The sequence below is a fragment of the Paenibacillus sp. FSL R5-0407 genome (assembly GCF_038009185.1).
Classification (GTDB): Bacteria; Bacillota; Bacilli; order Paenibacillales; family Paenibacillaceae; genus Fontibacillus; species Fontibacillus vini.
Genome location: NZ_JBBPAX010000001.1, coordinates 1927194 through 1941899, shown reverse-complemented (window position 1 = coordinate 1941899; position 14706 = coordinate 1927194). Strand labels below are relative to the sequence as shown.

Annotated in this window: 12 protein-coding genes and 1 other annotated feature; of the genes, 11 read left to right on the top strand and 1 reads right to left on the bottom strand. The window is 49.4% G+C overall.

From position 1 onward, the window contains the following. Positions 1–66 precede the first annotated feature (66 nt). The 9 genes from NYE70_RS09390 (at position 67) to leuS (ending at position 12600) form a co-directional block, all read left to right on the top strand. Complete coding sequence (locus NYE70_RS09390) at positions 67–1083, top strand: S66 family peptidase (protein ID WP_341045762.1); 1017 nt, start codon at positions 67–69, stop codon at positions 1081–1083. Between the two features lie 524 nt (positions 1084–1607). Next, entirely contained in the window at positions 1608–2087 is a 480-nt protein-coding gene (locus NYE70_RS09385) for a GNAT family N-acetyltransferase (protein WP_290407937.1), read from the top strand. An 18-nt stretch (positions 2088–2105) separates the two neighbouring features. Continuing rightward, positions 2106–2624 (top strand): phage tail protein, encoded by a 519-nt coding sequence (locus NYE70_RS09380; protein WP_290407938.1) that lies wholly within the window; start codon positions 2106–2108, stop codon positions 2622–2624. A 20-nt stretch (positions 2625–2644) separates the two neighbouring features. After that, entirely contained in the window at positions 2645–3139 is a 495-nt protein-coding gene (locus NYE70_RS09375) for a phage tail protein (RefSeq protein WP_290407939.1), read from the top strand. Between the two features lie 10 nt (positions 3140–3149). Beyond that, the gene (locus NYE70_RS09370; protein WP_290407940.1) at positions 3150–3671 is read left to right on the top strand and encodes a phage tail protein; all 522 of its coding nucleotides are present in this window, start codon (positions 3150–3152) and stop codon (positions 3669–3671) included. Between the two features lie 105 nt (positions 3672–3776). After that, on the top strand, positions 3777–8210 hold the full coding sequence (locus NYE70_RS09365) for an S-layer homology domain-containing protein (RefSeq protein ID WP_341045760.1): 4434 nt from the start codon (positions 3777–3779) through the stop codon (positions 8208–8210). A gap of 301 nt (positions 8211–8511) precedes the next feature. After that, the gene (locus tag NYE70_RS09360) at positions 8512–9504 is read left to right on the top strand and encodes a hypothetical protein (protein ID WP_341045759.1); all 993 of its coding nucleotides are present in this window, start codon (positions 8512–8514) and stop codon (positions 9502–9504) included. A 12-nt stretch (positions 9505–9516) separates the two neighbouring features. Beyond that, positions 9517–9780: a helix-turn-helix domain-containing protein gene (locus tag NYE70_RS09355; protein ID WP_211019898.1), complete on the top strand. Its 264-nt coding sequence runs from the start codon at positions 9517–9519 to the stop codon at positions 9778–9780. 82 nt (positions 9781–9862) lie between these two features. Continuing rightward, positions 9863–10079: a binding site (T-box leader), on the top strand. Positions 10080–10158: 79 nt separating this feature from the next. After that, positions 10159–12600 (top strand): leucine--tRNA ligase, encoded by a 2442-nt coding sequence (leuS, locus tag NYE70_RS09350; RefSeq protein WP_341045758.1) that lies wholly within the window; start codon positions 10159–10161, stop codon positions 12598–12600. Here the strand turns inward: leuS and comER are convergent. Next, positions 12597–13454: a late competence protein ComER gene (gene comER / locus NYE70_RS09345; protein WP_341045757.1), complete on the bottom strand. Its 858-nt coding sequence runs from the start codon at positions 13452–13454 to the stop codon at positions 12597–12599. The genes leuS and comER overlap by 4 nt on opposite strands. A 119-nt stretch (positions 13455–13573) precedes the next feature. On the opposite strand from comER, the gene NYE70_RS09340 reads away from it, so the two are divergent. Continuing rightward, positions 13574–14167 (top strand): ComEA family DNA-binding protein, encoded by a 594-nt coding sequence (locus NYE70_RS09340; RefSeq protein ID WP_341045756.1) that lies wholly within the window; start codon positions 13574–13576, stop codon positions 14165–14167. Positions 14168–14185: 18 nt separating this feature from the next. After that, the gene (locus NYE70_RS09335) at positions 14186–14704 is read left to right on the top strand and encodes a deoxycytidylate deaminase (RefSeq protein ID WP_211019894.1); all 519 of its coding nucleotides are present in this window, start codon (positions 14186–14188) and stop codon (positions 14702–14704) included. Positions 14705–14706: the final 2 nt, after the last annotated feature.

Below are 14706 nucleotides of genomic sequence, written 5' to 3'. Positions count from 1 at the left end.
TATATCCTTTGTAATGTATGATTTGTAGAAATAACTTTCATTAAATAGAGCAGGATGGTGATTGAAATGATTCGATATCCTATTTTAAAAGAAGGAGCAACCATCGGTGTAACCGCACCTTCATCCGGAGTGGAAGAGAACCTGCATGATTTAGTCAACCGTGCCTGTGATCGGCTTAAGTTAAGAGGCTACAGCGTGGTTTGCGGCGAAACGGTGTGGACCCAGCATAAGGCCAAATCAGCGCCAGCTGAAACTCGTGCCAAGGAATTCAACGAAATGATGCAAGATGAAAACATCGACCTGATTATTCCTCCCTGGGGCGGAGAATTGTTAATCGAAATTTTGGAATACGTCGATTTTGAACACTTGAAAAGCAAGTGGATTTTGGGCTATTCGGATCTCAGTGTGCTGCTGTTGGCCGTCACTCTGAAAACGGGTCTCGCTACGGCGCATGGAACGAATCTGATCGACTTAAGGGGAGAGTACAGCGATGAGACGACTGCTATGTGGCAATCCGTATTATCAACTAAGTCAGGGGAATCTATCGAACAGCATTCATCGCCGCTATATCAAAAAGAATGGAACCACGAAGCCGAGTCCCCGTTTGTTTTCCATTTAACGGAGCAAACTTGCTGGAAGGTTGCATCGGGATCGGGTGCAAAATTACAAGGCCGCCTGCTGGGAGGCTGTATCGATACGATCCGGCATTTGATCGGTACCCCTTTTGGGGACGTGCGGCATTTTCAAAGTGCTCAAATCCATAATGAACCGGTCATTTGGTATTTGGAAAACTGTGAACTGGTAACCACGGACATACGCAGATCACTGGTTCAGATGAAACTCGCCGGGTGGTTCGATCATTGTTCCGGGATTATGTTCGGCAGAAGTGGCGTAAATCGGCCTGTTGAAAATTATACTTTAGAAGATATATATGAGGAGTTGGCCCTGGAATTAGGAATTCCGGTGATTTATGATATCGATTGCGGCCATGTTCCCCCGCAGGTTACGTTAATAAACGGTGCATATGCCGAGGTTGAGGTTAATGAAGGAAAAGGGACGGTTAAACAGTATTTTAGACCTTAATTACTCGGCCAGGGGGAAATAATGAAATTACTTTCTTATCGCATTAGAGTGGTTTTCTTTTCGATATTAGCAATAGCATGTATATTTATAACAAGCTGCAATAAATCAGACCCTTATGTCATTTTCGCGGAAAGTAATGCTCTTACCGATGAAACGCGATTGTCTCTTGAGCAAAGACTTGGTGACAATAAGATTGAGTTCAGAACAGATGAGCTTGGTAATGTTCATATAAAGAAGTCGGATATCAATAAAGCTGTAATGTGCTGCAGCTAATACCTCGGATATATCCATTATTAAAGTTGAGAAAAAAGTAGGGCCAGGCGTTATATGTCTGGCCCTATTTGCGTTCCAGAGGCATGGGTTGTTAGCACCATTGACAAAACTTATTATTTTTATGAATTAAGGAAGGAATATCCAAATAAATGTAGAATTACTAACGTAAAATAGTGATTTTTGTCGTAGACAGGAAATTTATCAATTCAAGGCAACAAACGACTAATCCAAATCCATACGAAAGGCTTAGTATGATAGAAACAAGACTGGCAGGGATCGAAGACGAATTGTTCTTATACCACTTGTATGCTTCGACGAGAAGAGACGAGATTTTGCTATGGGGCTGGGAAGAGACGCAGATTGAGCAGTTTCTGGATATGCAGTGGAGGTTGCAAAAGGGTTCGTACTTGCTGCAATATCCCGATGCGGAGCAATTCATTATCTCTTACGAAGGAAAGCCGGCTGGGCGTATTATCCTTAATCGGACTACGGGTGTAATCAGCTTGGTTGATATTTCAATGCTTCCAGGCTTTCGAAGCCGTGGAATTGGAGAATCGCTGATCAGGCAGCTGCAGCAGGCGGCTATAGCGAAATCACAAACAATTGAGCTTCAAGTTACGTCAAATAACCGTGCCCGGCGGCTTTATGAAAGGCTGGGCTTTAAGCTAACCGGTAGTTCGGATGACCTGTACTTGAAAATGAGTTGGTATCCGTATCCATCCGGACAATGAGGGAGAGGGGATTTGGAAATGAGTGAGCCCTATATTGGAGAAATCCGCATGTTTGCGGGGAACTTTGCGCCTGCCGGTTGGGCCTTTTGTGACGGAAGTCTGTTATCCATTAGCGAATATGACCTCTTGTTTATGCTTTTGGGCACAACCTACGGAGGTGACGGACGGAATACTTTCGCTCTCCCTGATTTAAGAGGGCGAATTCCTCTGCATACCGGTCAAAATCCTGTTACAAGAACCTTGTATGCGCTAGGACAGCTTGGAGGCTCTGAAACGGCAACTTTAACTACCGGACAACTTCCTGCTCATACGCATATGGTTTCCGCAAATGCTGGAGCCAGTGAGTCGGTTAGCCCGCAAAATAACGTTTGGGGATCAAGCAACGCAAGGCCCTATGTGGTCGGCGAACCGAACGGAACCATGAATCCAGCCGGGATTACTCCTTCCGGCGGCAATCAGGCGCATGACAATGTGATGCCGATTTTAACGACCACCTTTATTATCTCATTGTTTGGTGTTTATCCGATGCAGGATTAAAAATTATGAGGAGGATTATTATGTCTGAACCTTTCCTAGGTGAAATTCGCCCGTTTTCTTTCGGGATTGTCCCTAAAGGCTGGGCCGCATGCAATGGACAGACTCTCCCGATTCATCAGAACCAGGCTTTATATTCCTTACTGGGTACCATTTACGGCGGTGACGGGGTTACTACGTTTGCACTGCCGGATCTTAGAGGGAGAGTGCCCGTTCACCCGGGCAATGGTGTACAGCTTGGACAATCTGCAGGCGAAGAGCATCATACATTAACGGTCCAAGAAATGCCTCAACATACGCATTTCGTATTCGGAGCTGGTACTTCGTCCTCAAATAAAGCGGCAAATAATGTTTGGGGGACTGCCCCCTCGTCTACGTATGCGGCTGAGGCAACTACACTAATGAGCTCTAACGCTCTATCCACGACGGGACAAAGCCAGCCTCATAACAATATGCAGCCTTATAATGTGTTGTCATTTTGTATTGCCATTACCGGGATTTACCCGTCAAGGAATTAGGAGGAGCAGCATGGACCAGTTTCTTGGAGAAATTCGTTTGTTTGCCGGAAATTTTGAGCCTAAAGGCTGGGCTTTTTGTAACGGTCAATTGCTCCCGCTTTCCCGATATACGGCTTTGTACTCCCTGTTGGGGACGCAATATGGAGGGGACGGAAAAACCACCTTTGCCCTTCCGAATTTCCAGGGCCGGGCTCCGATTCACCAGGGACGAGGCCCCGGATTGCGCGATTACAGGGTTGGTGAACCGGCAGGTTCAGCTGCCGTCACTCTGCTGGAGACTCAAATTCCTTCACATTCGCATGTTCCGAACAGCCAATCCGTATCTAATGGAGTCGCTGCCCCCACAGGGGCGATCTGGACTAACTCTGCCGGATTAAGCGGGCAAAAAATCTACGGGACTGCTCCGGATACGCCCATGAGTCCAAGAGCAATTCAACCACAAGGCGGCACCCAGCCGCACAATAATAGACAGCCGTATCTCGGACTTAATTTTATTATTGCACTGGAGGGAATTTTCCCTCCCAGATCGTAATCTGATTTATATTCTATTTTCAACTCACTGACCTGACTTCTTATAGAGATTTCAGGTCATTTTACTTTTGACACTATTTTATTTAAATATGGGGGGATATCTTTTATGTACAGAAAGACATTATCCGTTGTCCTGGCAGTATTACTGCTTGCCGGAGTCGTATCGCCGGCGCTGCTAAGTACAACGGCACATGCCGCTACGAGAAATTTGGAAGTGGAAGCGGATCTTCTTGCCATAGGGAATAGTTATGTCGGGACGGATGACACTGCCCAACAACTATATGTAGGTACAACAGATCCTTTTGATTCAGTAGAACCTGCTAGAGCAGCTCTTCGTTTTAACCTCGGGTCGATCCCGGGAACAGTTACTAAATACGAGCTTCAGCTTACTTTAGTAGCGGACGTTGATCCTCTTAACGGGAATGAATTTTACATCGATGTTTGGGGTTCTCCCAATAACACGATGATGGATAACGATAATGTATTTCCCACCTTTCAACTGGATGGACCCTCTGTACATGTAAGTTACAACGAAATTCCAAATCCCGGGCAAGATCAGAAACTGTCCATAGACGTCACTTCTATTGTTAATGCACAGACAGACGCAAACGATCGGAATGTTACTTTTGTGCTGACAGGGAATGAGTCCTTAACTGATACTGTGAAAATGATGATTTACTCTAAAGAAATAGACAATGTCTACAAGCGCCCGCAGTTGGTTGTTACCTATGAGGAGAATCAACCTCCGACGGGCTCGATTGAAATCGCTGGAGGAACGCTTTATACCAATACAACCAGTGTGAATTTGAATTTGACGAACAACGATCCCAACGGGGATTCTGTTGAAATGAGATTATCTAACGATGGGGTCGATTGGTCGGAATGGGAGGCGGCTGCAGCAACGAGATCTTGGACGCTGACCACCGGAGACGGACTTAAAACAGTCTATTATCAGCTTCGCGACAGCTCGAATGCAGAATCCGTGATCTATCAAGACACCATAACGCTGGATACCATTCCTCCTATAATAACGGGGGTTACCCAAGGCGGATTGTATAATACCGACATCACAATAACTTCCAATGAAGGGACAGCTACATTAAATGGTATACCGTTTGTTTTGGGCGGTAAAGTAAGCACGGACGGTAATTATACGCTTGTGGTCACGGATTCAGCAGGCAATACAACGACGGTATCTTTTACTGTTGATAAAACACCTCCAGCCGTTTCCGGTGTCGTGAACGGGGTGAGTTATAATACGGACCGAACGATTACGTTTACGGAGGGGAATGCTCTCTTAAACGACCAGCCGTATACTTCGGGTACAACGATTAATGCAGAAGGCAGCTACACGCTTGTCGTAAGTGATGCCGCCGGCAATACTACAACTATCAATTTCACGATCGACAAAACGAAGCCAGTGGTTTCGGGCGTGGAAGACGGGAAGCTGTATAACACGGATAAAACGGTGACGTTTGACGAAGGGACTGCGACATTAAATGGTGGTTCGTTCACGTCAGGCAATACGATCAGCCAGGATGGCGATTATACGCTCATCGTAACGGATGCGGCGGGAAATACAACAACGGTAACATTTTCACTTGATAAAACACCTCCTACCGTAACGGGGGTAACAGACGGAAGCAATTACAATACGGATCAAACAATCACGTTTACAGAGGGGAATGCTCTGTTAAACGACCAGCCGTATACTTCGGGCACTACGATAAGTGCAGAAGGCAGCTACACGCTTGTCGTGAGTGATGCCGCCGGCAATGCGACGACTGTTAGCTTTACCATCGACAAAACGAAGCCGGTGGTTTCGGGCGTGGAAGACGGGAAGCTGTATAACACGGATAAAACGGTGACGTTTGACGAAGGAACTGCGACGTTAAACGGTGGTTCGTTCATGTCAGGGGATACGATCAGCCAGGATGGCGATTATACGCTCATCGTAACGGATGCGGCGGGAAATACAACAACGGTAACATTTTCACTCGATAAAACACCTCCAACCGTAACGGGGGTAACAGACGGAAGCAATTACAATACGGATCAAACCATTACGTTTACAGAGGGGAATGCTCTGTTAAACGACCAGCCGTATACTTCGGGCACTACAATAAGTGCAGAAGGTAGCTACACGCTTGTCGTGAGTGATGCCGCCGGCAATGCGACGACGGTTAGCTTTACCATCGACAAAACGCAGCCGGTGGTTTCGGGCGTGGAAGACGGGAAGCTGTATAACACGGATAAAACGGTGACGTTTGACGAAGGGACTGCGACATTAAATGGTGGTTCGTTCATGTCAGGCGATACGATCAGCCAGGATGGCGATTATACGCTCATCGTAACGGATGCGGCGGGAAATACAACAACGGTAACATTTTCACTCGATAAAACACCTCCAACCGTAACAGGGGTAACAGACGGAAGCAATTACAATACGGATCAAACCATTACGTTTACAGAGGGGAATGCTCTGTTAAACGACCAGCCGTATACTTCGGGCACTATGATAAGTGCAGAAGGTAGCTACACGCTTGTCGTGAGTGATGCCGCCGGCAATGCGACGACGGTTAGCTTTACCATCGACAAAACGAAGCCAGTGGTTTCGGGCGTAGAAGACGGGAAGCTGTATAACACGGATAAAACGGTGACGTTTGACGAGGGAAAAGCGACGTTGAACGATGCCTCGTTCGTATCAGGGGATACCGTGAGTCATGATGGAGATTATACACTCATTGTTACCGATAAGGCGGGCAACGTAACAACGATTCACTTCGCCATCGATCAGACGGCCCCGGTCGTGACCGGGATTACAAATGGAAAAAGTTATAATACGGATCAAACCATAACGTATATCGAGGGTACGGCTACCTTAAACGATGAGCCTTATAGCTCAGGGACGACTGTCAGCGAGGAAGGCAGCTACACGCTTGTTGTAACAGATGCAGCAGGGAATGAGACGAAGGTATCCTTTACAATCGATAAAACAAAGCCTGTGATTTCCGGTATATCGGACCAAGGCGAATATAAAACAGCTGTTACTGTGACGTTTAATGAAGGAATTGCGACGTTGAACGATAATCCTTTCACTTCGGGTTCTACGATTTCGAACGGAGGTAAATACACGCTTGTAGTAACCGATGAAGCGGGGAACCAAACCTCTGTTGGTTTTACAATTACAATAGCAACCACCAACCCGGGCGGCGGCACAGGCAGTAACGGAAACATTGGCGGTAATGGGAGCATAGGAAATACCAGTAATTCTGGCAGCGTTAAGGATCAATCAAACAGTAAAATAGTGGTGATCGTAAACGGTCAAGTTCAGGAACAAATTGCCGAAGCGCATGTGGAGATGAGAAGTGGTAAAAACGTAACCGTAGTTTCGATTAATGAGAAGAAGTTTGAAGACAAACTTCAAAAGGAGCCGTTGGGGGCGACAGTCGTGATTCCGATTCATAACACGGATAATGGAGTCACCGAATTAAACGGCCGCATAATAAAAGCGATGGAGATCAAAGCGGTTACACTGCAAATTCAACTCAATCAAGCGACCTACACGATTCCGGCCAAAGAGATTAATATCGACAAGATTTCAGAAGCCTTGGGTACGGCTGTTGCCCTTGAAGACATCGAACTTCGTGTTACAGTTACGCTGGCTTCTGATGCTGACGTTCAGCTTCTTGCGAGCGGATTGGGTGAAGCGACACGAATAGCCCCGGCTGTGCATTTTTCTATTACGGCTGCTTATAATGGTAAAGAGATTGAAGTCGATCAGTTTAATAGTTTTGTAGAAAGATTGATTACGATCCCGGATAGCGTTGATCCGAAGAAAATCACGACAGGCGTTGTACTTACGAAAGACGGTAAAGTAGCACACATTCCGACAAAAGTGGAGACGAGAGCCGGAAAGTCGGTCGCTATCATCAACAGCTTGACGAACAGTGTTTATTCCGTAATTTATAACGAAAAAACTTTTGCCGACATTACCCATCACTGGGCAAAAGCAAGCATTGAGGACATGTCTGCGCGGATGATTTTTGAGGGCGTTAATGATAAGCAGTTTATGCCTGATCAAGGTATCACACGTGCAGAATTTACAGCTATTCTTGTCCGAGCTTTAGGATTGCATCTTATCGACAAATCTGTTTCCTTCCGTGATGTAAATAAAAGCAACTGGTTTTATGAGTCTGTATCTGTCGGTTCGAGTTATGATTTAGTTGAAGGATTTGAAAATGGCGAGTTTCTCCCTAATCAAAAAATTACTAGAGAAGAGGCTACGGTGCTCTTATTCCGTGCAATGAATCTGGCTCGTATGGATACAAACATTACGGAGACCGAGAGTGCCGGGATATTGGGGGCTTTTAAAGATGGCAGCCAATTTCATGAATGGTCCAAGACTGCTGCAGCCCTCAATGCGAAATTCCACATATTAACCGGCTTTAACGGCATGGCCCTTCCGAAACAGCAGATTACCCGAGCTGAGACGGCTGTCATGATCCAACGTTTGCTCCAGCAAGCCGGTTTAATTTAGGGCGAAGCAGCATTGAAAGCTTGTTATGAATGTTAAAGATTTTCAATAATCGCAAGGATGTAATGCAAAGGTTGCCCTGGCTTCGGGGCAGCCTTTTTAAATGACATTGGAAATACAGCTAGTTGTATGGCGACTGCTCGCATCCATTGACATTTTGGAGGAAATCACGTATATAGTAAGTAATAAGTGATAAGTAGTAAGTAAAAGTTACAAAAAGCATGATGATATATGGTGTAGGTAACGGGCAAATAAGCTTAACCAGGTATGAAACGTCTATTCTTAAGGATCGGGGAGATGGCGGATGGCGGATTTGAAATTGGCTGAGAGCTTTGCGATGGTTGCATTGAATGCTCAGCGAAGTCTTGAGTTGACGATGGCGAAAAAAGTGGCGCTCCGTTGTATGGCGGCGGCGGTAATCTTGGAGCTTAATCTGGAAGGCGGGCTGCAAAATCAAGTGGCTCAAATGCGTTTGAAGCAGGATACAACAGGCGGATCGCCGGAAGGAACCTATCGGAGAACGGTATTGGTGCCACTCGCAGGCGGTAAGCGAGATTTGGACCAGGAGCTGCCTTGGTGGCTGCATAGAGTGTCCCGCTTGTCCGCCGGCAAGCTGGTCCGATTTGAACGAAGCATGGCTGCTTCGCTCGAGGAACGGGGACTGCTGGAGCAGATCCCGCATCTGCTCGGCTGTGATTTATATTTTCATTCAGCCGGTGTTTCTATCAAGGAATACCGCAGCCATGTCGAGGAATACGCAAGGATCACGGAGTTTTTACGTGCGGATGTCCTGGAGGATGGAACCATGACGGATCAGTCGGTCTGTATGCTATGGTTGCTGCGGGAGAGCGGCTGTATGCATGATTTGTTTTCGCGAAATGAACTGGATCAGGTCACTCGTAGAATGGTCAGCCTGATGCAAAGCCGGCCTCTGGCCAAGACTTTGTATCCTCTCCGGATCCGCCGCGGCTTCGAAATCGCCGTTAAGCAGCTCCTGCAATTCAAGAAGCGGGCCGTATCGACACAGGCAGGCAGCGGAGTAAACTTCCTGTTCCCGATTCTCGAGCGCTCGCAGGCGATATTCATTGATACAGAGGCGATGCTCCCCGGTCCTGAAGCAAGGCTGAGGGATGTGCTGACACGGCTTGAGTCCAAAGGACACCGGGTCAAAGTATTGAGCAAAGGCCAGGTTCCGAACCTCAAAATTGATAATCTGGTCTACGAAGCGATTCCGCACGCAGTTTACGGAAGAGTGCCCATCCATGGGGTACGCCTGCTTCCGAAACACCTGGCATAAAGGAGCACGCTCATGTCCAGACAACGTTCAATGGAAGCGATTCTGGCTTCCGAATACGTATCGATCGGCGAACTGACGCGGCTGACCGGAGCAAGGTACAGTACGCTGAAATTTTACACGGAAGAAGGCATGCTGCCGTTTGAGCAGGCGGAGGAAAACCTGACGCGAAGATATCCCAGAGAGAGTACGGTAGAGCTTATTCTCCGGATCAAGCAGATGAAGGCGGACGGTTTATCGATTCCGCAAATCAAGGACGCGCTAAAAGTGAAGCGTTAATTGATTCGCTGCGGCATTTCTTGACTCCCCATTGACTCAGCCGGTTCATTTTTATATAATGATTGGTGATTCAATTGGATATTTGTAAACTTTGAAGAGGATTATTAGTTTGAATTTCACCATCCAGAGAGCCGGTGCTTTGGTGCAAGCCGGTTGGAGAGATCAAATGAACTCGCCTCGGAGTTACGATGCAAAACATCGTCGTTGTACCCGCGTTAAGGGTGTAAAGGGAGCGGAGGACAAAGCATGTTCGACGCTAACTAGGGTGGTACCACGGGAAACTTCCTCTCGTCCCTAGCGATGATACGCTATGGATCGGGAGGTTTTTTTATATTCAGGTGAAATGAATGAACAAGATTTCTAGGGAGGACTCAAACCATGGCTGACAAAAACGTGCATCATGACGTTTACCAAGCCCAGAGCATTGAGCCGAAATGGCAGGCATTCTGGGACAAAAATCAAACCTTCAAAACCCGGGAGGATGCGGGCAAACCGAAGTTTTACGCGCTCGATATGTTTCCTTACCCTTCGGGTGCAGGCCTTCATGTAGGTCATCCTGAAGGTTATACGGCAACGGATATCGTATCCCGCTTTAAACGGATGCGCGGCTTCAATGTACTCCATCCGATGGGCTGGGACGCTTTCGGTTTGCCGGCGGAGCAGCATGCTCTGGATACAGGCGAGCACCCGCGCGACATTACGGTCAAGAACATTAACAATTTCCGGCGCCAAATCAAATCGCTCGGCTTCTCGTATGACTGGGACCGGGAGATCAGCACGACGGATCCGGATTACTATAAATGGACCCAATGGATCTTTATCCAGCTCTATAAAAAAGGCCTCGCTTATGTTGCGGAAGTACCGGTGAACTGGTGCCCTGCGCTCGGTACGGTGCTGGCGAACGAAGAAGTTATCGACGGCAAGAGCGAACGCGGCGGCCATCCGGTAATTCGCAAGCCGATGCGCCAATGGGTGCTGAAAATTACGGAATACGCAGAGCGCTTGCTGGAAGATCTCGAGGAGCTCGACTGGTCCGAAAGCATCAAGGATATGCAGCGCAACTGGATTGGCAAGTCCGAAGGGGCGGAGGTTGTATTCGCCATTGAAGGCCATGAAGAATCGCTGACCGTATTTACGACCCGTCCGGATACGCTGTTCGGTGCCAGCTATGCGGTGCTCGCTCCTGAGCATGAGCTTGTGGCTCAGATTACTACGTCGGCTCAAAGCGATGCCATTAAGGCATATCAAGATCAGGCTGCACGCAAGAGTGATTTGGAACGTACGGATCTGGCCAAAGAAAAGACCGGCGTATTCACGGGTGCCTATGCGGTGAACCCGGTAAATGGCGCGAAACTGCCGATCTGGATTGCGGATTATGTGCTGGCCGGTTACGGTACAGGCGCAATTATGGCCGTACCGGGCCATGATGAGCGTGACTATGAGTTCGCGAAGCAATTCGATCTTCCGATCATTGAAGTGGTTGAAGGCGGCGATCTTGCCAAGGAAGCTTATGCCGGAGACGGACCACACGTCAATTCCGACTTCCTTAACGGACTTCGCAACGAGGAAGCGATCAAGAAAATGATCGCCTGGTTGGAGGAGAGCGGCAAGGGGAAAGGCAAAGTGACCTACCGTCTGCGCGACTGGCTGTTTAGCCGCCAGCGTTATTGGGGCGAGCCGATTCCTATTCTGCATCTGGAAGACGGTACGATGAAGCCGGTGCCTGAAGATCAGCTTCCTTTGCTTCTGCCGGATGTGGACGCGATCAAGCCGTCCGGTACGGGCGAGTCGCCGCTGGCGAACGTGACCGAATGGGTCAACACGACCGATCCGGAAACCGGGCTGCCGGCCCGCCGCGAAACCAACACGATGCCGCAATGGGCGGGAAGCTGCTGGTACTACTTGCGGTATATCGATCCGCATAACGATAAAGAGCTGTGCTCCAAAGAGAAGCAGCAGGAATGGCTGCCGGTTGATCTCTATATCGGCGGTGCAGAGCATGCGGTCCTTCACTTGCTGTACGCCCGCTTCTGGCATAAGGTGCTGTACGACCTGGGCGTAGTTTCGACGAAAGAACCGTTCCACAAGCTGGTCAACCAGGGAATGATTCTCGGAACGAATAACGAGAAGATGAGTAAATCCCGCGGCAATGTCATCAATCCGGATGAAATCGTCAACGAATTCGGGGCGGACACCTTGCGGATGTACGAAATGTTCATGGGACCGCTGGAAGCTACGAAGCCTTGGAATGCGAACGGGGTGGAAGGAACGCATCGTTTCTTGTCCCGGATCTGGCGCTTGTTCGTGGCCGAAGACGGCAGTTTGAGCAGTAAGATCGTGGATGGAGACGGAAGCGAAGAGTTCAAGCGGACATGGCACAAGACCATCAAGAAAGTAACCGAGGATTTTGAAGCACTGCGCTTCAATACCGCGATCAGCCAATTGATGATCTTCATTAACGAAGCTTACAAAGCCGACGCCGTTCCAAAAGCGGCTGCCGAGAACTTCGTTCAAATGTTGTCCCCGCTGGCACCGCACTTGGCGGAAGAGCTGTGGGAGCGGCTTGGCCATCAGGAAACCGTGTCGTATGAGCCTTGGCCTGCTTTTGACGAAGCATGGACGGTGGATGCGGAAGTTGAAATCGTCGTCCAGGTCAACGGCAAAATCGTCGACCGGGCGAAGATTTCCAAGGACCTGGATCAGGCAGCCATGCAAGAGCATAGCTTGAGCCTTCCGAACGTGAAGCAGGCGGTAGAAGGGAAGACGATCCGCAAAGTGATCGCCGTCCCTGGAAAACTGGTGAATATCGTCGTAGGTTAATCAGGTTCCACGGCGTCAGCTCCTGGTACCGGCTGCAAGCCGAAGAGATGATTCAGCTTGCCAAGGTCCTCGTCGTATTTCCGGTGTGTCGTTTCAATCAGACCGGTAAAGACGTGCTCGAGGCCGCTTTGCAGCACGGCAATGCCTTCGGCGGTTACTCCGCCGGGCACGGCTACGCGGCGCTGCAGCTGTTCCGGCGTGAAGCCTCCTTCGGTCAGCAGCTTACCGGTGCCGTGAAGCATTTCGGCCCCGAGCCGAAGCGCTTCGGCTCGACCTATTCCGGTCTGCCGCGAAGCGGCTTCCGCCCACTGCTGCAGAAAAAAGGCGATAAACGCCGGGCCGCAGCTGGCGATATCCGATGCGATGCGAGTCTCCGTCTCCCGGATGGAGACCGGGATGCTGATGGAGGACATAAGCTGCTCCAGCAGGAGGCGGTCCTCCGGCAATATTCGGCTCCCGTAAATGCATAACGAGGCTCCGGAAAGAGCCTTGTGGGTGATGCTGGGAATGATTTTTGCGATTTTGGACGAAAGTCGTTCCTCCAGCATGCCGATTTGCACAGGGCTTGTTATGGACACGACGATTTGCCGCTCATCGAGAACTCCGGAAAGCTCCTCAATGACGGCCGGATAATCAAGCGGTTTAACACAAAGAAATACGATTTGGCTCCCGTTCGCGGCTTCGGCATTGCTGCCTGTAACACGAAGTCCGGGATGCCTGTTGGCCAGCGCGTCCGCCTTTTGTCGGGAGCGATTGCTGGCGCAAATGTAATTCGGGTGCAACGCACCGGAACGCAGGAAAGCTTCAATCAGCAAGCTTCCCATCGATCCTGTTCCGATGAAAGCAACTTTCATCCCGGTTCCCCCTTCCGTGCGTAACCTTGTTTTTGAACAACCTTTTATATATGTATGCATCTTGAATGGATCTTCATGACCTATCCGAATCAGATTCTTTTAAGATAGGGGCGTTCAGGTTGAAAAGAGAGCATATCATTTTATCGGTCGTCTCTGCAGTGGTCGGAGCGGGGTTAATGCTGCTGGCGCTTGGCGGAGCCAAGCCTTCCGGAATTGAGGGCTGGATTCCGGTAAACGAAAGCGTCGCCTCGGCGATGTCCCTAAAGGACGACGGCTCAGCAGCGGCAGGAGGATACGTTGAACCGGCAAAGCAGGCTGGCGGCGAGGACGAAAACACGGTGCAGCTATCCGGGAATGGAAGCGAAGGCGGACAAAAGGCGCAGAATAGCACAGATCAAACGGTACAGGGAATATCCCATGTACCCGAAGCTAACGCGCTACCCGGGGACAGCCCGGTGCCGGGAATAACCGGCGACTCTGCCGGAGCCCCGGCGGCAGCGGTTCAGCAGCAGCACCAAAGCGGACTGATTAGCATCAACACCGCCGGAACGATAGAGCTGCAGGAAATTCCCGGGATCGGGGAGAAGAAGGCACAAGCGATCGTTGACTACCGGAACGCGCACGGCCCGTTTAAGTCGGTGAATGAGCTGACGAAGGTGAAAGGGATCGGCGATAAAATGCTGGAAAAAATGAAGCCTCATATCGGGCTGTAAGTTAGGAGACATGCAGGGATGAAACCGGATCAACGCAAAGATTGGGATACGTATTTCATGGATATCGCCTATATGGTATCCACCCGTTCGAGGTGCAGCCGCCGGCATGTCGGCGCGGTGCTGGTTCAGGGCAAGAAATTGCTCGGGACGGCTTATAACGGCGCCCCTTCGGGAGTGCCCGATTGTTCCGAAGCCGGCTGTATGATCGCGGAAGAGTATGAGCTTGCCGTTGTAAACGGGCAGGAAACGATGATCAAAAAACAGCGCTGCGTCCGCACCATCCATGCGGAGCAAAACCTGCTGCTGTTTACCGACCGCATCGACCGGGAAGGCTCCAGCGTGTACGTCACGGACGAGCCTTGCTGGACTTGCGCCAATATGCTGGCCAACAGCGGGATTACGGAGATCGTGTTCCATCGGCCCTATCCCAAGGATACGGGGAAAGTGACGGCGATGATGGATCAGAAGGGCATTGTATTCCGGCGTCTGGAATCCTATGATCCGCCGCAGGAAACGGTCATGGAAATCGAGAACTGAAG

Bases quoted from the DNA above. Each gene is read 5' to 3' on its own strand.
- NYE70_RS09360 (WP_341045759.1), top strand. From the start codon at position 8,512: ATGGCGGATTTGAAATTGGCTGAGAGCTTTGCGATGGTTGCATTGAAT.
- NYE70_RS09355 (WP_211019898.1), top strand. From the start codon at position 9,517: ATGTCCAGACAACGTTCAATGGAAGCGATTCTGGCTTCCGAATACGTA.
- leuS (WP_341045758.1), top strand. From the start codon at position 10,159: ATGGCTGACAAAAACGTGCATCATGACGTTTACCAAGCCCAGAGCATT.
- NYE70_RS09390 (WP_341045762.1), top strand. From the start codon at position 67: ATGATTCGATATCCTATTTTAAAAGAAGGAGCAACCATCGGTGTAACC.
- NYE70_RS09335 (WP_211019894.1), top strand. From the start codon at position 14,186: ATGAAACCGGATCAACGCAAAGATTGGGATACGTATTTCATGGATATC.
- NYE70_RS09370 (WP_290407940.1), top strand. From the start codon at position 3,150: ATGGACCAGTTTCTTGGAGAAATTCGTTTGTTTGCCGGAAATTTTGAG.
- NYE70_RS09385 (WP_290407937.1), top strand. From the start codon at position 1,608: ATGATAGAAACAAGACTGGCAGGGATCGAAGACGAATTGTTCTTATAC.
- NYE70_RS09375 (WP_290407939.1), top strand. From the start codon at position 2,645: ATGTCTGAACCTTTCCTAGGTGAAATTCGCCCGTTTTCTTTCGGGATT.
- comER (WP_341045757.1), bottom strand. From the start codon at position 13,454: ATGAAAGTTGCTTTCATCGGAACAGGATCGATGGGAAGCTTGCTGATT.
- NYE70_RS09365 (WP_341045760.1), top strand. From the start codon at position 3,777: ATGTACAGAAAGACATTATCCGTTGTCCTGGCAGTATTACTGCTTGCC.
- NYE70_RS09380 (WP_290407938.1), top strand. From the start codon at position 2,106: ATGAGTGAGCCCTATATTGGAGAAATCCGCATGTTTGCGGGGAACTTT.